The following is a 17,506-nucleotide window of genomic DNA, read 5'->3' on the forward strand; positions in this document are numbered from 1 at the left end:
CTGTCGCGGGCGCTCACTCGACGGTCGCGCCGTCGGCTCTCGTCGTCGTTCGCCGCAGCGTTCCGGGACGGTCGGCCCAGGCGTCGGCGACCGCGTCGAGGTCGGTCTCGGGATCGGCCGGGTCCGCGACGGCGACGACGCTCGGGCCGGTCCCCGACAGCGACACCGCGGTCGCGTGCGGCATCGCCTCGACCGCGGGGTCGGCGTCGAAGCCGAGCGCGGCGGAGAACGCCAGTCCGTTCACCGTCATCGCCTCGCCGTACCGCCCGTCGAGCACGAGGTCGGTGACGAGGTCAGCCATGGGCGCGACGGCCTCGCAGCGCGCCACGTCGGCGTCCGCGCTGTAGGCGCGCTCGGGCGGCGTCCAGACGAGAACGTCCCAGTCGACTGTCTCGCGGGCGCGGAGTTCGTCGGCGTCGTTGTCGGTGACGGTGACGCCACCGAGCATCGACGCGGTCGCGTCGTCGAACGCGCCGGTGACCGTGACGCCGACCTCGCGGGCCGCTCGCACGCCAAGTCGACAGGCCTCCAGGCGGGTCACGTCGACCGCGGGGTCGTCCGGGTCGTCGCCGACCGCGTCGTCACTTGCGCGGCCGCCGTCGCCGACCGCGTCGTCACTTGCGCGGCCGTCGTCGCCGACCGCGTCGCCACTTGCGCGGCCGCCGTCGCCGACCACGAGCCCGAGCGCGTCGCAGGTCGCGAGGACGGTCGCGTTGGCGGCCGCGCTGGAGCTTTTCAGCCCCGCCGCAAGCGGCACGTCGCTGTCGGTCCGGACGGTGCCGCCCTCGCCGTCGCCCCAGCGGTCGGTCGCGAGGCTCACGCAGCGCTCGATCAGGTCGGTGTCGGCGTCGGGGTCCTCGGCGATCTCGCCCGCGACGCCGTCGGCCGCGGGGTCGAGGTCGACCGCCGCGCGCGTCTCGACGTCGATGCCGAAGGCGGCGCCCGTGCCGGTCGCGAGCGCGTTCAACACGGTCCCGGCGCCGAGCGCCGCCGCCCGTCCTTCCATGGGTTCACGGCTCGCGAGCGCGGACAAAGAGGTAGCGATCACGGCGAGTCTCTCTGTCAGGGAGGCCGGCCGCACCGGTTCCGGGGTATCAGAGCGGTTCCGCGCGCCTGACGGCCGCGTCGACCGCGTACCGCTCGGCGTCGGGTCGGACGGGCGTCCCGCCGGTCTCGAACCGGATCGTCACCTCGAACGACCGCGATCTCGTCCCGTCGAACCGGTCGTCGCGGGGGAAGCGTCGCGTGACGTACGCGAACCCGACCGCCTCGCGCTCGTCTGAGCCCCGCGGGACGGCGTACGCGTCGGCCCGGAACTCGATCGTTCCGTACTCGAACCGCCCCGCGTTCTCGACGGTCAAGCGGGCCCTGACCCGCGTCCAGCCGCCGCCCTGCGTCACGTCGCGGACCGTCGCGTCGGTGACGACGAGCCCTGACCCGTCGGGGTTGACCTCGTCGGGCGTCGCTTCCTCGGCGCCGCCGTCGGACCCGCCTCCGTCGCCGTCGGACCCGCCTCCGTCGTTCGCGTCCGAGCCGCCGGTCGTCCCGTTCTCGGTCTGCCGAGGGGTCGAGCCGCCCTCCTCCGAGGTCACCAGACAGCCGGCGAGCAGCCCGGCGACGCCGACCGCGACGACGCCCCGCCGCGACGCTCGCCGGACGGGTCGGTCGGCGTCCCGGCCGTCCGCCCCGTCCGCGGAACGGGTCATCGCATCACCGTCCCGAGGACCCCGGTCGACGCGCCGACGGCCGCGGCGACGAACGCCGTCGCGACCGTCGGCACGAACGCGTCCGCCAGCCCGTGCGCCTGCGCGGCGGCGTCGCCCTGCGAGACGACGATCATGGTGACCGCGACCAGGCCGTACGCCAGCGCGCCGAGTCCCGTCCCGAGCCCGCATGTCACAGCCGCGGCGGTGACGCCGCGGGCACGGGACCCGACGAGGACGCCGAGGACGCCGGCCAGCGGGACCGCGCCGACGAGGACCGCCGCGGTCACGGCGAGGTACGACTGGGCGACGAACACGGGTCCGAAGCGCGCGGTCTCGCCGGTCGCGGCGGTCGCCAGCGCCGCCTCCGCCCAGCCCGTCGCGGCCGCGCCGACGATGCCGGCGCCGGCGCCGACGAGGGCGAACGCCGCGGCCACGAGGCCGATCTCGTTCGCGTTCACGCGCCGGTCACCCACCCGTGCCGTAGTCGGCCGTGCCAGCCCGTCCGCTCCTCCCACGCGTCGCCGGAGAAGCCGGTGGCGAGTAGGAACTCGCCCGCTCGGACGAGGTAGCCGTACTGGACGCCGGCGTGCTCGTCGAAGCCGTACCGCTCTCCCTCCGCCTCGCGGTGATAGAAGCGGTACCAGGGGGTCGGGCCGCCGTCGTCCCCAATTCCCCCGGCGGCGGCCGTGCCGTTCTCGGTCGCCGAGCCGTTCCCGGTCGCCGAACTGTTCCCGCTGAAGTCGGAACCGGCGAGCGTCGCCTCCGGGTCGATCGGCGCGCGCCCCTCCGTGGCGCCCTCGTCGAGGGCGGTCGAGAGCCGCGCGTCGGCGGTCTCCGCGTCCGGGTACCGCTGGACGTACACCGGGACCCCGTCCAGTTCGCGGGCCCAACCGCGGAACGTCTCTTCGGGCCGATTCCCCGCCGGCGGGCGGCGGGCGAACGAGAAGAACAGCTCCTCGACGCGGTCGGCGGGCCGCGGGATCGGGCCGAGGCGGGCACGCAGTTCGCGCCGGCGATCGGCACTAAGGGCGTCGCCGTAGATGCGCGGGACGCGGTCGCGGTCGATCTCATCTCGGTCGTACGGCCGGTGCGCGAACGTCGAGAAGCCGCGGCTCGCGACGGCGAGTTCGACGAGCGTCCCGGTCGTGACGCGACCCCGCTCGGGATTGTCCGGCGGGAGCGGCGCCAGCAGCCTCCGGAACAGGCGGTTGTGGATCGGGTTCCGCGAGAACTGTGCCTCGACGTAGAGGGAGGTTCCCATGCCCGCCAGCCCGGTGCGCAACCGGTCGAGTTCTTCGAGGGCGCGGTCCACGTCGCCGCGGGGCGCGAACTCGCGTAAGACCTCGACGTGGCGGTCGACTCGGTCGCGGATCCGGGACCCGGGCGAGAAGTGCGGTTCGAGGGCCTCGGCCGCGCGGGACGCCGCGGTCTCCCCCGCGGCGGCGACCGCGTCGACCTGTTCGGTCGCGATCGCCGCCTCCTCGTCGACGGTCGCCCGGACCGACCGGACCGTCGAGACCGCCTCGGCGACAGCGTCGCGGTAGGTCGCGACCGCGTCCGGGTACTCGGTCGCGAACCACACCGCGTCGTCGACGACCTCGCGCGTCGCGTCCGCGAGCGCGGCGTTCGTCACCGGCGGGTTGCCGTCGGCGTCCGCCGGGTCGTCGGAGGGGGGGTCCTCTGGCGGGTCGTCGGCGTCGCCCCCGTCTCCCCCGTCGCCCGGCGCGTCGGCGGCCTCGGGCGCGTCGGGATACTCGACGCCCTCGACGCCGAGGCACCCGGCGGTCCCGACGAGGGCGGCGCCGACGCCTAAGAGCGCCCGTCGCGTCCGTTGCATGACACGCACTCCCCGCGGCAGGAACTTAAATGTGGTACGCCGATTCTCGCTGTTGAGGGCGCGCCCGCAGTCCGGCGGTCCGACCGGCAGCCGAGCGACGCGTTGGGGCCGAGGGCCGAGCGCGTCCCTTTTGAGGCCGGCACCCCGAGCGTCGCGTATGTCCGCGCCATCACGCAGCGACGTGCCGCCGACCTCGATCGGCGTCGACCTCCGCGAGGAGGGCGTCGTCGTCGAGTACCTCGACGGCCGAACGACCCTCTACCGGGGCGCCCCCGACTCCGCCGAGGGGTCGGTCACCGCCGGTCCCGGCAAGGAGACGCACGTGCTCGTCACCGACCCGACGGAGACGGAGGGCGTGATGACGTACGTGAACGATTACAAGACCGACGACGAGATCCTCGAGGAGTCCGGCGTCGGTCGCGTCATCGTCGAGGACGGCGATCGCGACGAGGTGTTCCCCGGCGTGATCGTCGGCCGGGACGGTAAGCGCAACGAGGTCGTCGCCGATCCCGAGGTCGCCGGCGGGCGCGTGTTCGTCTTCGTCGAGGACGGTTGGACCGAGGGGAGCTACGAGATCGTCGAGGGCCCGGAGGACGGGCTCGACGCGCACCGGTGACCCCGACGCCGACGGGACCCTTCTGATGAGCCTCGCGAAACCCTGGCGCGAACTCGACCGCTCGACCGTCGGGAGCGCGCCCGATCGCTACGCACTCTACGAACTCGGCGATGCCGACGGCGACACGGTCGGGTTCGGCACGGGCGTCCTCCGCGACGAGCTGAAGGAGGCGCTCGCGTACGGCGACGCCGCGACGGTTCGGTGGGAGCTCGCCGACTCGCCCGACCACGCCGAGCGGCTGCTCGCGGACCACGTCGAGGAGTGACCCACTCGTCCGGTCCGCCCGTCCCGACCGACCGGGAACGACCGACAGACGAAAGGCCCGCGGCCGCCGAGGAGGCGACATGAGCGACGAGGCCGAGACCGACGGCGGCGACGAGGTGCTCCGCGCCAGCGACATCGGCGGCGAGGGGCCGCCGATCGAGGAGAAGCCGTACAAGATCGTCTTCGAGGCGAACAAGTGCTTCGGAGCGGGGAAGTGCGCCGAGGTCGCGGACAACTGGGTGATGGACGTGGCGAGCGGGATGGCGAAGCCGGAGGCGTACTACATCGGCGAGGAGGACCTAGCCGAGAACGTCAGCGCGGCAGAGGCGTGTCCCGCGAAGAAGGACGCGGGTGTGATCCACGTCGTCGACCGGCGGACCGACGAGGAGATCGCGCCGGACCCGCACAGCGACGGGACGCTCTCGGTCGACTGGTAGGGCCCGGGCTTCCGAAAGGGGTTTCACCCCGCCGCCGGTAGCCGAATCCGCGCGGGGGTGGCTGAGCCTGGCCAAAAGCGGCGGACTTAAGATCCGCTCCTGTAGAGGTTCGAGGGTTCGAATCCCTTCCCCCGCACTCCTGCGGCGAGCACTTCGCGAGCCGCGGGTGGAGACAAGGAACGGTTCGAACTAGGGAGCGGGAGGTGAGCGAGCCGCGACGCGGCGAGCGAACGGGAGCGACTGGAGTTCGAATCCCTTCCCCCGCACTCCTGGGGCGAGCACTTCGCGAGCGGCCCGCGAATTAACTGGCACCGTCCACCTGCTCGGCGAGCAGATCTCCGCTCCCGATTCCGAATGTCGATACTGGTGGGACCCGCGTCACGGCCCGAACGACCGACCTCGGAGGACCGGAAGCGGTCGCCCGAGCCTAAAGCTATCAGATTCGATAATCTCTCCCGCACAGTTTTGTGAGGGCGGTCGGAGCAGGGGACATGGAAGTTCCGCCCACCGTCCGGGAACACGCCGGCGTGCCGTTACTCGTCGGGATCGGCGGGGGGTTGTTCGCGACGCACGTGTGGCACGCGATCGGCGAGGAAGAGAGCGCCGCGACGTTCCTGTTGGGTATCGTCGCTCCCATGCTCTTCGCCGCCGGCGTCGTAGGCGGCGGCGTCTGGCTGTGGAGGCGGGACACGGACGGCGAGTACGCGCTCAGAGTCGGGAGTTGGTCCGCGGTCGGAGCCGCCGTCCTGGCCGTCGGTGGGGTCCTCGTGATACTGTATCAGCAGCAGTACGGCGTGGTGATGGACGAGCAGGCGTTCGTCGTCGTCAACGCCGCGTCGGGCGGAGCCCTCCTCGGATTCATCGTCGGCGTGTACGACATCCGGCAGCGGAGAGCGGAGGAGAGAGCGACCCGACTCACCCGGCAGCTAACCGTCCTCAACCGCGTCCTCCGTCACGACATCCGTACCAACGCCAACGTCATTCAGGGGAACGCGAGTCTCCTGACCGAGGAGTCGGTCGACACCGACGAGAAGGCCGACACGATCCGACAACAGGCGACCGATCTGGTGAAACTGGGGAAACAGGCCCGGAGCGTCGAGCAGATCCTGACCACGGAGGAGGTCGACCGAGAGTCACAGGAGCTCACCCCCACCGTCGAGGCGTGCTGCGAGCGAGTCCGGCGCGACAATCCGTCGGCGGAGATCGACGTCTCGCTGCCGCCGACGGTGCCCGTCGTCGCGCACCGGCTGATCGACTCGGCGCTGGCGAACGTCATCGAGAACGCGGTCGAACACAACGACAAGGAGACGCCGCGCGTCCGCGTCGAGACCGAGCCCGTCTCGCGGAATGGGACCGACTACGTCGAACTGCGAGTCGCCGACAACGGGCCGGGGATCGCCGAGAGCGAGATCGAGGTGTTGAAGCGCGGCTACGAGACGGACCTCGAACACACGAGCGGGCTCGGCCTCTGGCTCGTCAGCTGGATCGTGGCGCGCTCGGGCGGAGAGGTCCGCTTCGAGGAGAACGATCCCGAGGGCAGCGTCGTCTGCCTGCGACTGGCGCGGGCCGACGGCGGCGCGCGGTCCGTCGGGGGATCGGACACCGCCGCGCCCGCCGTGTAGCGGTCGCCGAGAGCCGTCTCTGCGTTCGACGACTGCTCTCGCCGCTCGGTCAGCGGATCGGCGCGCCGCCATCGGGTGCCGGATTCGGAGGGAGTCGCACGCGCGGCCCCGTGCTCGCGACCGCGGCGGGCGACGCCGGCGGCAACGGCGGGGCGGAGTGGGGCGGTCGCGCTAACAGCAGAACACGAACGGGTAGACCAGGGCGACGCGGTCGCCCGCCTCGAGCTCCGTGTCGAACCCGTTCTCGTTCTCGTTGAAGTGGCCGTTCACGAGGATCCGGGCGTACGTCGTCGTCTGCTCGCCGACCGGGTTCTCCGTCCACGTCCCCGGCGGCTCGTCCGGCGCCGGCGCCCAACCGCTGTGAGTCGCGTCCGCCTCGGTCTCCGCGATGAGCGTCTCCTGGAGCTGCGGATACTCCTCGAACAACTCGTCGAGGAACGCCCGGAGCGTGTCGCCCTCGAACGCGTACTCGAACTCGTGCTCGTCGAGCTCCGTGCGGACGTGGCCGGTACACCGGACGGTGACCGTCGTCTCCGCCTCGGTCGCGGCGGTCGGCGCATCCTCCGGGTCCGTGCCGTCCGCCGCTGTCGGGGGCGACTCCGCCAGTTCGCTGGTCTGAGTCATGTGTCGGCGTACGCCGCCGCCTCGGGTAAGACAGAGTGCGAACATGTTCGCCGGGATAGTGCCGACGGGACGCGGGCACCGTCGGCCGTCGCCCTCTGCGCGCGGGTCGAGCCGCCCGCCTCACTCGTCGAGCCGGTCGGAACGCTCCGACCACCCGGTCGCGTCCGTCGCGAGGTCGTGGACCTCCTTCCGGATCCCCGCGTAGTTGTCGACGATGTCCTGCGTGGTGACGATCCCCTCCGGCGTCGTCCCGTCGACGACGACGAGCTTCTTGACGCCCTCCGACCGCATCCGCTTCGTCGCCGTCCGGAGCGTCGCGCTCGGTCGGACCGTGACGAGGGGAGCGCTCGCCGCCTTCCGGACCGGAATCGCCGACAGCGGGTCATCGGTCGCGTAGCCGGCGCGGAGCACGTCGCTCTCCGTCAGGATCCCGGCCGGCGTCCCGTCGTCGGTGACGACGACGCTGCCGACCCGGTTGCGGAGCATCCGCTCCGTGGCGTCTCGGACCGCGGCGTCGGCCCCGCAGGTCACGAGGTCCGTCGTCATCACCTCCTCGACGAGCATACACTGGGGTACCGCGTCGGCGTACTTGTAGGTGTCTTCGCGGGGCGCGAAACCGGGCGCGGCGCGGAACCGGGCGCGGCGCGGAACCGGGGCTCGGCCCCGCGCGGCGCGGCCGCCGCCGCTCAGTAGTGCCAGGGGTACTCGCGGAACCGCGGCTCCCGGCCCTCAAGGAACGCGTCGCGGCCCTCTTGGGCTTCCTCTGTCATGTACGCGAGCCGCGTCGCCTCGCCCGCGAACACCTGCTGGCCGACCATCCCGTCGTCGGCCATGTTGAACGCGTACTTCAGCATCCGCATCGCCGTCGGCGACTTCCGAGTCATCTCGTCGGCCCACTCTAGGGCCACCTCTTCCAAGTCCTCGTGCGGGACGACCTCGTTGACCATGCCCATGTCCGCCGCCTCCTCGGCGGAGTAGGTCTTCCCGCGGAAGAACACCTCGCGGGCCTTCTTCTGGCCGATCTGCTTCGCGAGGTAGGCGGAGCCGAACCCGCCGTCGAACGAGCCCACGTCGGGGTCGGTCTGGAGGAACTGCCCGTGCTCCTCGCTGGCGAGCGTCATGTCGCAGACGACGTGGAGCGAATGACCGCCGCCGACCGCCCAGCCGGGGACGACCGCGACGACGGGCTTCGGCATGAACCGGATCAAGCGCTGGACTTCGAGGATGTGGAGCCGCCCCGCCCGCGCCTCGCGGACGAGGTCGTCGTCGTCGTCGCCCGCCTCGTCGTCGTCGCGGTACTCGTAGCCGGAGCCGCCCCGGACGGACTGGTCGCCCCCCGAGCAGAACGCCCAGCCGCCGTCCTTCTCGGACGGGCCGTTGCCGGTGAGGAGGACGCAGCCGACCTCGGCCTGCTTGCGCGCGTGGTCGAGCGCAGCGTACAACTCGTCGACCGTGCCCGGCCGGAATGCGTTGCGGACCGCGGGGCGGTCGAAGGCGATCCGGACCGCGGGGACGTCGACGGCGCGGTGATAGGTGATGTCGTCGAACTCGTCGGTGACGGGCTCCCACGCGTCGGGATCGAAGATCTCCGAGACCATGCCGGATCGTACGTCCGGACCGTTGATAAACGGCGTCGGATCGACGGACGGAGAACGCGACCGCGCCCGGACCGGGGTGAAGTGAAGCCGTTCGGCTCAGAACGGTGCGCGCTCGGTGCGCCGCACGGCCGGAAGCGGGAGCCGGCTCCGGAGTCCGAGGGGGACGCGGGAGCCGCGACTCGCCCGTCGGGACCCGTCAGTCGTTCTGCGCGTTCGCGCCCTTCGGGTGGCCCTTGTGCTGGAGGTTGCGGTTGTCGCGCTTCCGCGTCGCCGTCGCGGGGATGACCTCGCGGGACGGGTCGATCTCGGACCGCGGCATCCCGGTGTACCCGTGGTCGGGATGCTCGGAGCAGTGTGCCATCGCGTCGTGCGAGCCCTCCCACGGGCCCTCGTCACAGCCGTCCGCCGTACAGACGAACACTATCTCCTCTGACATGCTAACCGTGGCTTCCGGGTCGGTGTACAAAAACCCCGCACCAAAATTATCAGAATTGATTATGGGCTGTGTCCGAGGCGGACCGACGGCGCGGCGGAGGGTCAGTCTCCCGCGGCGGGCGCGCCGAACAGCTCGACGCTCGTCCCGTCGTGTCGGCAGTCCTCGAGGGCGTGCTTGGCCGCGAATCCGGCCTCATGGGCGGACGGGCCGCGGCCGACGCCGACCTGGAGCTCGATGTCCACGTCGTCCTGTACGTGGGTGACCGCCGACGAGAACGCCGCCTCCGGGAGGTCGGGACAGACGGCCACGACGTTGTCGCCGCCGACGAAGAAGGAGAGGGCGCCGTGCGCCTCGCGGAGGTGGCGCATCAGCGAGCCGTACGCCCGTTCGATGTTGATGAACGTGTCGAACTCGTTGAGCCGGTCGGTGTACTTGCCGGTCGCGTTGACGACGTCGAAGTGCGCGATCTGGAGGTCCGACCGCTCCGTCTCCGAGAGGTACTCGCCCGCGAGCACCTCGGTCCGACTCTCGTCCTGCGCGCTGCCCGCGGTCTGGAGCCGCCGGTTCGCCGCTTCGAGCGCGTCGACCGGGCGCTCGGCGACGGCGGTCCCGAGGCTGATACTGACCGGGTAGCGGTTGCCGATCGACTCTTGGAGGGTCGCGTGGGCCGCGCCGTCGACGCCGTTGGTCACCGCGATCATGTTGTCGAAGCGAGTGAAAAAGACGTAGGCGTCGCGGTGGCCGAGGAACTGGGCCACGTCGGCGAAGAGCCGCGACTGGAGCGTCTGGAGATCCATCTCACGGCGCGGCTCCGGCGTCGTCGTCCACGGCCCGTAGTTGTCGATCTGGACGAGGGTCACCTGAGTCGTCGTCACAGTGAACGTCGGTACGGAACCCGGCCGCTTTACCCTTCCGTTATCCCGAAGGTGGGATCGGTACCGAGTTCGTGATCGGCGCGGCGGCGGCAGCGGTCCGTTCGCGGACGCGAGCGCAACTCCTAGGACCGTGGCGCCCCCACCACGAATATGGATTTCAGCGGCGCCGTCCTCGACGTCGACGGCACGGTCGTGCGGGGCGACGATCCGATTCCGGGCGCCCCCGCTGGGTACCGCCGCCTCCGGGAGGCCGGCGTCGAGACGCTGTTCGTCTCGAACAACCCGACGAAGGCGCCGCGGGCGTACGTCGACCGGCTCGGTGGGGCGGGGTACGACATCGACGCGGACCGCGTCTTCACCGCGGGCAGCGTGACGACGCGGTACCTGCGGGAGCACCACCGCGACGACGACCTGCTCTGTATCGCCGACCCCGGACTGCTCGACCAGTTCGCCGAGGCTGGGCTCTCGACGACCGACGACGTGGACGCCGCCGACGCGCTGGTCGCCTCCATCGACCGCGAGTTCGACTACGAGGACCTCTGTACCGCGCTCTGGGCCCTAGAGCGCGACATCCCCTTCATCGGTACCGACCCAGACGTGGTGATCCCGGCCCCGGAGCGCGACGTGCCCGGCTCCGGCGCCGTGATCAACGCGATCGCCGGCGTCGCGGAGCGCGACCCCGACGCCGTCCTCGGCAAGCCCTCGGACACCGCGATCGAGATGGTGCGCGAGCGGCTCCCCCACCCCGCCAAGGAGTGTCTCGTCGTCGGCGACCGGCTCGACACCGACATCGCGCTCGGCGAGCGCGCCGGGATGACGACCGTCCTCGTCCGGTCGGGCGTCACCGACGACGCCGACCTCGCGGCGTCCGAGATCGAGCCGGACCACGTGCTCGACCACCTCGGTCAGATCGACCGAGTCGTCGGCTGAGGAACCCCGAAGCGGTCGGTACCCGTTCGCCGCGTGGGAAACAGTTATGTGCGGTCGAGCGTACCGTTCTCGCATGGGAGTGGTTGACTCACACGAGGACCGGACCGGAGACGACGAGGAGGACCCCGAGGAGTCCGTCCGCGTGGTGGAGGGACACGCGGTCCAGTTCAACGAGTACCGGTACTGACGGGCGAGCGCGTTCGGGCCTGACGGGCGAGGGAATGCGGTTGTGACGCCTGGATCGGTGTCCGCGCTGTCCTGACGGCCGGCGCCGGCGTCCGCGCGGGCCGCGACCGACCGCCCGACGGCTGTCGGGACCGTTAAGTGGTCGTCGCGGGTAGCCGAGGGTGTGATACCGAGGCTCCGACGCGCGAGTACCTTCGCCGCGGTGGCCGCGATCGCGGTCCTCGCGCCGGCGCTCGACACCGCCGCAGCCGTCCCCTTCTTCGCCGTCGCCGGGGCGGCGTTCTTCGGCGTCCGCGACGGCGAGTGGTTCGAGACGCTCGCGCTGCCGGGCGACCGCGAGGCGGAGCGCCTCTACGGCCTCGTCTCCTTCGCGCTCGCCGGCGCGGGCCTCGCGCTGTTCGCGTCGCTGCCGCGCGCGCCGCTGCCGTACGAGGCGTTCGCGGCCGCGACGCTCGCGGTCGGCGCCGGCCGCCTCGGCCGGACGCTCGTCTCCCGCCGGACCGCGGACGAGTTCCCGCTCGTCGCTGGCTACGTGGTCGCCGGCACGGCCGCCGCCCTCGCCGGACAGATCGCGGTGCGCCTTCAGACCGGGGCGCCGGTCGACGGCGCGACGCTCCCGGTCGCGGTGTTCTTCGCGGCGGCCGCGGCGCTGACGGCCGCGCTCGTCCGCTCGCTGGTGTTCTCGCGGGACGCTCACATCACGACGATCCTCGTCGCGTTCGTGACGTGGGGGTTCATCGCCCTGGATCCGACCGTCGACGCCCCCCTCGTCGTCGCCGGCCTCGCGGTGACCGGCGCGCTCGGGTACGTCTCCTTCGCCATCGGCACCGCCTCGGTCGCGGGGATGCTCACCGGGGTCGTCTCGGCGCTGCTCGCGGTCGTCCTCGGCGGCGTCGGCTGGTTCCTTACCCTCATGTCCTTCTACGCGTTCGGGGGGCTCGCCTCGAAGTACCGGTTCGACGAGAAGGCGGCCCGCGGGGTCGCCCAGGAGAACGAGGGGGCCCGCGGCACCGGGAACGTGCTCGCGAACTCGGCGGTCGCGCTCGCGGCGGTGGTCGGCTACGCGGTCGCGCCGCACCTCGCCGTCCCGGCCGCGCCCTTCGGCTTCGCGTTCGCGGGCGCGACCGCGACCGCGATGGCCGACACGCTCTCCTCGGAGATCGGCGGCCTCTACGACGGCCCGCGGCTGGTGACGACGCTCCGCCGCGTCGAGCCCGGGACCGACGGCGCGATCACCTGGCAGGGCGAACTGGCCGGCCTCGCCGGCGCGCTGCTCGTCGGCGCCCTCGCCGCCGGCGGGTCGCCGCTGATCAGCCCGGTGGTCGCCGGCGGCGTCGCGGCGGGCGGGGCCGTCGTCGCGGCCGGCGTCACCGGGATGACCGTCGACAGCCTCCTCGGCGCCCTGATCGAGGGGGATCGCGTCGGGAACCAGTCGGTGAACTTCCTCGCGACGCTCGCCGGCGCCGTCGTCGCCGTCGCGCTCTGGGCGGTGGTGTGAGATGACGGGCGACGGCGACGGCGCCGGGCGGAAACCCGACGCCTCCGGCGATCCCGACCCACGAGTGCGCCCCGGCCGACCCGCCGACGCCGACCGGATCCGCGGGCTCCAGTCGCACCTCAGGCAGCCGAGCCCGGACCTCCTGGAGTACGGCCTCGCGGTTGGCGCCGCCCGCGTGAGCGTCGCCGAGGGACGCGTCGTCGGCTACCTCCTCCCCGTGGACGCGCCGAACCGCCCGGGGCTCCACGTCGCGGAGCTCGTCGTCGCGCCCGGCTTCCGGCGCGAGGGGCGCGCCCGCGGGCTCCTCGACGCGGCGATCGCGGACGCCGACGGCCCCGTCACGCTCCAGGCCCACCCCGACAACGACGCCGCCCGCTCGCTGTACGAGTCGCTCGGCTTCGAGGTCGTCGACCGCCGACCGGACGCGTACGCCGACGGCGACGCGCTCGTGCTGCGATACGTCTCGTAAGGGGTCGGCGGCGCGCTCGTATGCGGGGACCGCAGGCACAAGGACTATTCGAGCGCCACGCCTCCGGACAGCCATGAGTGACGCCGACGCGGAGACGGGGTCGATCGAGGTCGACTTCGGCGAGGACGGGCTGGTGCCGGCGGTCGCCCAGGACGCCGACTCCGGCGAGGTGTTGATGCTCGCGTACGTCTCGCCGGAGGCGCTGGCGCGTACCCGCGAGACCGGCGAGGCGCACTACTACTCCCGGTCCCGCGAAGAGATCTGGCACAAGGGAGATACCTCGGGCCATACCCAGTCGGTCCGGGAGGTCCGGGTCGACTGCGACGCCGACGCGCTGCTGTACCTCGTCGACCAGGCCGGCGGCGCCTGCCACACCGGCCACCGCTCCTGTTTCCACCGGACGGTCGACGGCGAGAACGTCGGCGAGCGCGTCTTCGACCCGGACGAGGTGTACTGACCGATGTCGGGGGAAACCGCCGGCGCCACGTCGGGAGGCGCCGAGGGCGACGAGGACGACCCCGTCCGCGGGGCCGGCGAGGCGGCCGCGCGGCTCCGGGAGCGCTACGACGAACTCCGCCGGATCGAGTCGCGGATCGACGACCACGGGCGGGACCGGGTCGAGGCGGCGGCCGACGCGTACCGCCACGCGCACCGGATCCTCGACCGATACGAGGAGGACGCGGTCGGCTCCGGCGACTTCGAGTCGTACGTCCGGTTCCGCGGCGAGTTCGGGGACGCGGTCGACGTCGACGACGACCTGCCGGCCGCCGAGGCGTTCGAGGCGGCGGACGAGGCGGTCGACAAGCGGCGCCTCTCCGACGAGGACTTCGCGACCGCCCGCGAGGCGCTGGAGCCGGCGGGGGAGTTCGTCGACCTCCTGGAGGCGTACGACGACGCGGTCGACGACTACCGGGCGGGCCGGAAAGCGGCCAAAGAGGCCCGCAAGCGGCTGGAGTCGCGGGTGGAGGAGCTCCGTGAGGTCGCCGACATGGCCGACGCGGACCTCGACGCGGACCTCGACCGCCTCCGCGGGCCGATCGATTCGTACGATGAGGCGGTGATGGAGGCGTTCCGGGAGTTCTTCAAGTCGGCGTCCGCCCGCGAGGTGTTCGACTTCCTCGACCGCGCGGACGCGACTCCCTTCGTCGACGTCGACGTGCCGCCGACCGACCTCGCGGAGTACGTCGAGACGCACGCGGCCGGCGAGGAGCCGCCCGCGACGCTGCTGGAGTACGCCGACTACACGAACTCGAAGCTCGACCACTACGTCGACGACCCGGGCGCGCTCCGCACGGCGGTCGCGGTCCACCGGACGTACCTCGAACGGCTCGACGGCGAGCCGCTGACGCTCGACTGGCCGCCGAAGCCGGGCGACGAGCTCGCCTACGAGATCGACGAGCTGGTCCCGCTCGTCGGGCGGATCGCCGACGACGACGCGGTCGCGACCCTGCGCTCGGTCCGCGAGCTCGCGCGGAGCGACGAGTACGGGCGCCTCCGCCGCGCGGCGGAGGTGCGCCACGCGCTCGACGACGGGGACCTCGCCCTGATCGAGCGCGGCGAGGCCGACGAGCGGCTCGCCGAGGCCGAGCGGACGCGCTCGGTCGTCGACGACGTGTTGAGCGAGACGGAGCGGTGAGCGGCGCGGGCGGCGACCGGATCCCCCGCCGTCGAGTGCGGATTTTTAAGCCTCGTCGCGGCGGAGCACGGGTATGACCCGATTCGACGCCGCGACCGAGGACGAGCGGCTGAAGCTGTTCGCCGACGCCGCGGCCGCGCACCGCGCGCGCTCCGGCGACGTGATGACCGTCGACGTCGACCCCGACAGCGACGACACCAACGGCGGCGAGGTCCCGCCGTGGATCCAGCTCGCGGGCACGGAGCTAATTCTCGACTGTACCGACGAGGAGCTGGAGCGGCTGAAGGCCCTGCTCTCGGAGTTCCCGGAGTTCCGCATCGACGAGCTCGTCAGCCCGGAGGAGGCCGAGGGGACGAACGCGGTCGTCACGGCGCGCTCGGACGCGAACCGCGTCGCCGGGTTCGTCGAGCGCGCCTTCCGAGAGGTGTACGAGCTCGACGCCGAGTACCGGGCGTGGGTGACGGCGATCTGACGCGGGCGATCGGCAAAGGCGTCACCGACCGGCCGGGCGTTACCGGCCGACCCGAACGTCACCGACCGCGGGTCACTTCGCGAAGTAGCTCGTGAAGTAGCCCGAGAGGAAAGAGCTGATCGCGACCGCGAGGAGGAGGTCGGTCGTGTCGTGGTCGCCGTCGTCGGCCGCGAACCAGGTGACCGCGACGCCGATGCCGAGCGAGATCAGGCCGTTCGCCGTGTCTTCTTTGACTCCCATACCCCCCGTTGGCGGCGGAGCGACAAAACCGATGCGGCGGGTCCGGTCTCGTCCGCACCGCGGCGAGTCGGCGCGGTCGCGCTAGCGCCCTCACCGCCGCTCAGTGGAACCCGCGGTCGACGTCGTCGTCCTCGATCAGGTCGTCGAGCTCGGCGGTGAGCAGCTCCTCGGCCTCCTCGAAGGTGTCGGAGAGTTCGTCGAGCTCGTCGGGCCGTCCGTCGAACTCGTACTCCATCGGGCCGAAGGCGGGGGAGTCGACCGCTTCCATCACGTCCTCAAAGAGGTGGTCCGGGTCGGTCGGCGCCTCGGCGTGGACTCTCAGCGTCTCGGTGAGCCGCGTCGCCATCTCCTCGGCGTGGTCCTCGTCCTCGGGCGCCGTCCGGACCGCGAACCGCCCGTCGCTGTCGGCGTCGGGCAGGAGCGGGTCCAGCCCGTCGTCGACCTTGCGGGCGACCTGCGCTCCGACGCCGCGGAGGTCGCGAGGGTTCTTCGCGTACGTCTTCAGGTGGTAGAGGCCGACGCTCGGGTGACCGAAGTAGAGGTCCTCTCCGAGGCCGCCGCGGCGGGAGCCGGCGACCGCGCGCCAGCCGTCGGGGTCGGTCGAGTCGCTCGCGACGTCCGCGAGGATGTCGTCCCAGTCTCGCACGCGCATGTCGGTCGACAGTACGGAAACGCGGGCGCAAGAGCGTGTCGGTGGCGGCGGCGCGCGCCGGAGCGGGTCGTCAGGGCGCGTGGAACGAGGGCGGTCGGCGGGACTACTGGTACGCCTGAATCCCGGTGAGGTCCTCGCCGAGGATCAGGGTGTGGATGTCGTGGGTCCCCTCGTAGGTGTAGACGGTCTCCATGTTCGCCATGTGGCGCATCGGGGAGTAGTCGGCCGTGATCCCGTTGCCGCCGAGCATCTCGCGGGCGATCCGCGACTGGTCGCGCGCCGTCCGCACGTTGTTGCGCTTGGCCATCGAGACGTGCTGTGGCCGCAGCTCCCCCGCCTCCTTGAGGTCGGCGAGCCGGTGGGCGAGCAGCTGCGCGAGCGTGATCTGCGTCGCCATCTCCGCGAGCTTCTCCTGTTGCATCTGGAAGCCGCCGATCGGCTTGCCGAACTGCTCGCGGTCCGTGGCGTACTCCCGGGCGGTCTCGAAGCAGTCCTGCGCGGCGCCGACGGCGCCCCACGCGATGCCGTAGCGGGCCTGTGTCAGACACGACAGCGGTCCCTTCATCCCATCGACGCCGGGGAGGCGGTTCTCGGCGGGCACGCGGACGTTCTGGAGGCTGATCTCGCCCGTGATCGACGCCCGGAGGCTGAGCTTCTCGTCGATCTTGTTCGTCGTGACGCCGTCGCGGTCGGTCTCGACGAGGAACCCGCGGACGGGCGTCTCCTCCTCGCCGTGGTCCTTCGCCCACACGACCGCGACGTCCGCGATCGGGGAGTTCGTGATCCACGTCTTCGAGCCGTTCAGGACGTACTCGTCGCCGTCGGGCTCGGCCATCGTCTCCATCGCGGAGGGGTTCGACCCGTGTTCCGGCTCCGTGAGCCCGAAACAGCCGACCGCATCGCCGGTGCCGAGCCGCGGGAGCCACTCCTCTTTCTGCTCGTCGCTGCCGAACGCGTGGATTGGGTACATCACGAGGGCCCCCTGAACGCTCGCCATCGAGCGGAGTCCGGAGTCGCACGCCTCCAGCTCGCGCATCAGCAGGCCGTACGCAGTCTCGCTGACATCGGGTAAGCCGTACCCGTCGAGGTTCGGCGCGTAAAAGCCCATCTCACCCATTTTCGGGATGAGGTCCGTGGGGAACGTCCCCTCGATCCAGTGGTCGCCCATGTCCGGGACCTCCCCGTCGACGAACGAGCGCGCGGAGTCGACGAGCAGGCGCTCCTCCTCGGACAGGGTCGACTCCATGTCGAAGTAATCCAGCATACCATCGCTATCGAACCCAAGAATAAATAACCATAGTTGTGTCCGCCACCCGACCGGAGCCGCGGGCAGCGGTGGTCAGGGAGAGACGGGCGACCCCGGCGAGAGGCCTATCGGGAACGGTTCGGCACCGGTCACGCGTCCGCG

Annotated in this window: 22 protein-coding genes and 1 tRNA gene; 11 read left to right on the forward strand and 12 right to left on the reverse strand. The window is 71.9% G+C overall.

Annotation, left to right across the window (positions count from 1 at the left end; all coding sequences use genetic code 11):
* Positions 1-13 precede the first annotated feature (13 nt).
* From EXE47_RS07210 to EXE47_RS07225, 4 genes are all read right to left on the reverse strand, one after another.
* Positions 14-1,006, reverse strand: coding sequence for a shikimate kinase (locus tag EXE47_RS07210; RefSeq protein WP_089308150.1), 993 nt, complete (start codon positions 1,004-1,006; stop codon positions 14-16).
* 88 nt (positions 1,007-1,094) lie between these two features.
* Entirely contained in the window at positions 1,095-1,706 is a 612-nt protein-coding gene (locus EXE47_RS07215) for a hypothetical protein (RefSeq protein WP_089308151.1), read from the reverse strand.
* Entirely contained in the window at positions 1,703-2,164 is a 462-nt protein-coding gene (locus tag EXE47_RS07220; protein ID WP_049931614.1) for a hypothetical protein, read from the reverse strand. The genes EXE47_RS07215 and EXE47_RS07220 overlap by 4 nt, the downstream gene beginning before the upstream one ends.
* Positions 2,161-3,543, reverse strand: coding sequence for a hypothetical protein (locus EXE47_RS07225; RefSeq protein WP_089308152.1), 1,383 nt, complete (start codon positions 3,541-3,543; stop codon positions 2,161-2,163). Before EXE47_RS07225 ends, EXE47_RS07220 begins: the two co-directional genes overlap by 4 nt.
* Before the next feature lie 157 nt (positions 3,544-3,700).
* Here EXE47_RS07225 and EXE47_RS07230 point away from each other — a divergent pair, with 157 nt between their 5' ends.
* The 5 genes from EXE47_RS07230 to EXE47_RS07250 all read left to right on the forward strand — a co-directional run bounded on the left by EXE47_RS07230 (position 3,701) and on the right by EXE47_RS07250 (position 6,482).
* Entirely contained in the window at positions 3,701-4,159 is a 459-nt protein-coding gene (locus EXE47_RS07230; protein WP_049931616.1) for a DUF5796 family protein, read from the forward strand.
* A 25-nt stretch (positions 4,160-4,184) separates the two neighbouring features.
* Positions 4,185-4,424, forward strand: a complete 240-nt coding sequence (locus tag EXE47_RS07235; protein ID WP_049931617.1) for a hypothetical protein — start codon at positions 4,185-4,187, stop codon at positions 4,422-4,424.
* A 79-nt stretch (positions 4,425-4,503) separates the two neighbouring features.
* Positions 4,504-4,860, forward strand: coding sequence for a ferredoxin (locus tag EXE47_RS07240; RefSeq protein WP_089308153.1), 357 nt, complete (start codon positions 4,504-4,506; stop codon positions 4,858-4,860).
* Between the two features lie 51 nt (positions 4,861-4,911).
* Positions 4,912-4,996: transfer RNA gene (locus EXE47_RS07245), tRNA-Leu, on the forward strand.
* A 355-nt stretch (positions 4,997-5,351) separates the two neighbouring features.
* Entirely contained in the window at positions 5,352-6,482 is a 1,131-nt protein-coding gene (locus EXE47_RS07250; RefSeq protein WP_089308154.1) for an ATP-binding protein, read from the forward strand.
* Positions 6,483-6,653: 171 nt separating this feature from the next.
* On the opposite strand, the gene EXE47_RS07255 is transcribed toward EXE47_RS07250, so the two are convergent.
* The 5 genes from EXE47_RS07255 to EXE47_RS07275 all read right to left on the reverse strand — a co-directional run bounded on the left by EXE47_RS07255 (position 6,654) and on the right by EXE47_RS07275 (position 10,015).
* Positions 6,654-7,106: a MoaD/ThiS family protein gene (locus EXE47_RS07255; RefSeq protein WP_089308155.1), complete on the reverse strand. Its 453-nt coding sequence runs from the start codon at positions 7,104-7,106 to the stop codon at positions 6,654-6,656.
* Between the two features lie 120 nt (positions 7,107-7,226).
* Positions 7,227-7,670 carry a CBS domain-containing protein gene (locus EXE47_RS07260; protein WP_049931622.1) on the reverse strand — a complete coding sequence of 148 codons (444 nt, stop codon included), beginning with the start codon at positions 7,668-7,670 and terminating at the stop codon, positions 7,227-7,229.
* A gap of 122 nt (positions 7,671-7,792) precedes the next feature.
* The gene (locus EXE47_RS07265) at positions 7,793-8,704 is read right to left on the reverse strand and encodes a 1,4-dihydroxy-2-naphthoyl-CoA synthase (RefSeq protein WP_049931623.1); all 912 of its coding nucleotides are present in this window, start codon (positions 8,702-8,704) and stop codon (positions 7,793-7,795) included.
* 196 nt (positions 8,705-8,900) lie between these two features.
* Positions 8,901-9,140 carry a hypothetical protein gene (locus tag EXE47_RS07270; protein ID WP_137708103.1) on the reverse strand — a complete coding sequence of 80 codons (240 nt, stop codon included), beginning with the start codon at positions 9,138-9,140 and terminating at the stop codon, positions 8,901-8,903.
* A 101-nt stretch (positions 9,141-9,241) separates the two neighbouring features.
* On the reverse strand, positions 9,242-10,015 hold the full coding sequence (locus EXE47_RS07275; protein ID WP_049931625.1) for a GTP cyclohydrolase III: 774 nt from the start codon (positions 10,013-10,015) through the stop codon (positions 9,242-9,244).
* A gap of 150 nt (positions 10,016-10,165) precedes the next feature.
* Between EXE47_RS07275 and EXE47_RS07280 the strand changes: the two genes are divergently transcribed.
* The 6 genes from EXE47_RS07280 (at position 10,166) to EXE47_RS07305 (ending at position 15,206) form a co-directional block, all read left to right on the forward strand.
* Positions 10,166-10,945, forward strand: coding sequence for an HAD-IIA family hydrolase (locus EXE47_RS07280; protein WP_089308156.1), 780 nt, complete (start codon positions 10,166-10,168; stop codon positions 10,943-10,945).
* A 349-nt stretch (positions 10,946-11,294) separates the two neighbouring features.
* The gene (locus EXE47_RS07285; RefSeq protein ID WP_089308157.1) at positions 11,295-12,629 is read left to right on the forward strand and encodes a DUF92 domain-containing protein; all 1,335 of its coding nucleotides are present in this window, start codon (positions 11,295-11,297) and stop codon (positions 12,627-12,629) included.
* Position 12,630: 1 nt separating this feature from the next.
* Complete coding sequence (locus tag EXE47_RS07290; protein ID WP_049931629.1) at positions 12,631-13,098, forward strand: N-acetyltransferase; 468 nt, start codon at positions 12,631-12,633, stop codon at positions 13,096-13,098.
* A gap of 73 nt (positions 13,099-13,171) precedes the next feature.
* Entirely contained in the window at positions 13,172-13,555 is a 384-nt protein-coding gene (gene hisI / locus EXE47_RS07295) for a phosphoribosyl-AMP cyclohydrolase (protein ID WP_049931630.1), read from the forward strand.
* Between the two features lie 3 nt (positions 13,556-13,558).
* Entirely contained in the window at positions 13,559-14,734 is a 1,176-nt protein-coding gene (locus EXE47_RS07300; RefSeq protein WP_137703723.1) for a hypothetical protein, read from the forward strand.
* A 73-nt stretch (positions 14,735-14,807) separates the two neighbouring features.
* Positions 14,808-15,206: a hypothetical protein gene (locus EXE47_RS07305; RefSeq protein ID WP_086215441.1), complete on the forward strand. Its 399-nt coding sequence runs from the start codon at positions 14,808-14,810 to the stop codon at positions 15,204-15,206.
* Between the two features lie 72 nt (positions 15,207-15,278).
* Here EXE47_RS07305 and EXE47_RS18700 read toward each other — a convergent pair whose 3' ends face one another.
* The 3 genes from EXE47_RS18700 to EXE47_RS07315 all read right to left on the reverse strand — a co-directional run bounded on the left by EXE47_RS18700 (position 15,279) and on the right by EXE47_RS07315 (position 17,362).
* Positions 15,279-15,446: a hypothetical protein gene (locus tag EXE47_RS18700; RefSeq protein ID WP_167373073.1), complete on the reverse strand. Its 168-nt coding sequence runs from the start codon at positions 15,444-15,446 to the stop codon at positions 15,279-15,281.
* Positions 15,447-15,546: 100 nt separating this feature from the next.
* Positions 15,547-16,098 (reverse strand): hypothetical protein, encoded by a 552-nt coding sequence (locus EXE47_RS07310; protein WP_049931633.1) that lies wholly within the window; start codon positions 16,096-16,098, stop codon positions 15,547-15,549.
* Positions 16,099-16,201: 103 nt separating this feature from the next.
* Positions 16,202-17,362, reverse strand: a complete 1,161-nt coding sequence (locus tag EXE47_RS07315; protein WP_089308159.1) for an acyl-CoA dehydrogenase family protein — start codon at positions 17,360-17,362, stop codon at positions 16,202-16,204.
* Between the last annotated feature and the right edge of the window lie 144 nt (positions 17,363-17,506).

Source organism: Halorubrum sp. GN12_10-3_MGM (assembly GCF_005435235.1).
Taxonomy (GTDB): Archaea; Halobacteriota; Halobacteria; order Halobacteriales; family Haloferacaceae; genus Halorubrum; species Halorubrum ezzemoulense.

Bases quoted from the DNA above. Each gene is read 5' to 3' on its own strand.
- EXE47_RS07210 (WP_089308150.1), bottom strand. From the start codon at position 1,006: ATGGAAGGACGGGCGGCGGCGCTCGGCGCCGGGACCGTGTTGAACGCG.
- EXE47_RS07215 (WP_089308151.1), bottom strand. From the start codon at position 1,706: ATGACCCGTTCCGCGGACGGGGCGGACGGCCGGGACGCCGACCGACCC.
- EXE47_RS07225 (WP_089308152.1), bottom strand. From the start codon at position 3,543: ATGCAACGGACGCGACGGGCGCTCTTAGGCGTCGGCGCCGCCCTCGTC.
- EXE47_RS07230 (WP_049931616.1), top strand. From the start codon at position 3,701: ATGTCCGCGCCATCACGCAGCGACGTGCCGCCGACCTCGATCGGCGTC.
- EXE47_RS07235 (WP_049931617.1), top strand. From the start codon at position 4,185: ATGAGCCTCGCGAAACCCTGGCGCGAACTCGACCGCTCGACCGTCGGG.
- EXE47_RS07240 (WP_089308153.1), top strand. From the start codon at position 4,504: ATGAGCGACGAGGCCGAGACCGACGGCGGCGACGAGGTGCTCCGCGCC.
- EXE47_RS07250 (WP_089308154.1), top strand. From the start codon at position 5,352: ATGGAAGTTCCGCCCACCGTCCGGGAACACGCCGGCGTGCCGTTACTC.
- EXE47_RS07255 (WP_089308155.1), bottom strand. From the start codon at position 7,106: ATGACTCAGACCAGCGAACTGGCGGAGTCGCCCCCGACAGCGGCGGAC.
- EXE47_RS07260 (WP_049931622.1), bottom strand. From the start codon at position 7,670: ATGCTCGTCGAGGAGGTGATGACGACGGACCTCGTGACCTGCGGGGCC.
- EXE47_RS07265 (WP_049931623.1), bottom strand. From the start codon at position 8,704: ATGGTCTCGGAGATCTTCGATCCCGACGCGTGGGAGCCCGTCACCGAC.
- EXE47_RS07270 (WP_137708103.1), bottom strand. From the start codon at position 9,140: ATGTCAGAGGAGATAGTGTTCGTCTGTACGGCGGACGGCTGTGACGAG.
- EXE47_RS07280 (WP_089308156.1), top strand. From the start codon at position 10,166: ATGGATTTCAGCGGCGCCGTCCTCGACGTCGACGGCACGGTCGTGCGG.
- EXE47_RS07290 (WP_049931629.1), top strand. From the start codon at position 12,631: ATGACGGGCGACGGCGACGGCGCCGGGCGGAAACCCGACGCCTCCGGC.
- hisI (WP_049931630.1), top strand. From the start codon at position 13,172: ATGAGTGACGCCGACGCGGAGACGGGGTCGATCGAGGTCGACTTCGGC.
- EXE47_RS07300 (WP_137703723.1), top strand. From the start codon at position 13,559: ATGTCGGGGGAAACCGCCGGCGCCACGTCGGGAGGCGCCGAGGGCGAC.
- EXE47_RS07305 (WP_086215441.1), top strand. From the start codon at position 14,808: ATGACCCGATTCGACGCCGCGACCGAGGACGAGCGGCTGAAGCTGTTC.
- EXE47_RS18700 (WP_167373073.1), bottom strand. From the start codon at position 15,446: ATGGGAGTCAAAGAAGACACGGCGAACGGCCTGATCTCGCTCGGCATC.
- EXE47_RS07310 (WP_049931633.1), bottom strand. From the start codon at position 16,098: ATGCGCGTGCGAGACTGGGACGACATCCTCGCGGACGTCGCGAGCGAC.
- EXE47_RS07315 (WP_089308159.1), bottom strand. From the start codon at position 17,362: ATGCTGGATTACTTCGACATGGAGTCGACCCTGTCCGAGGAGGAGCGC.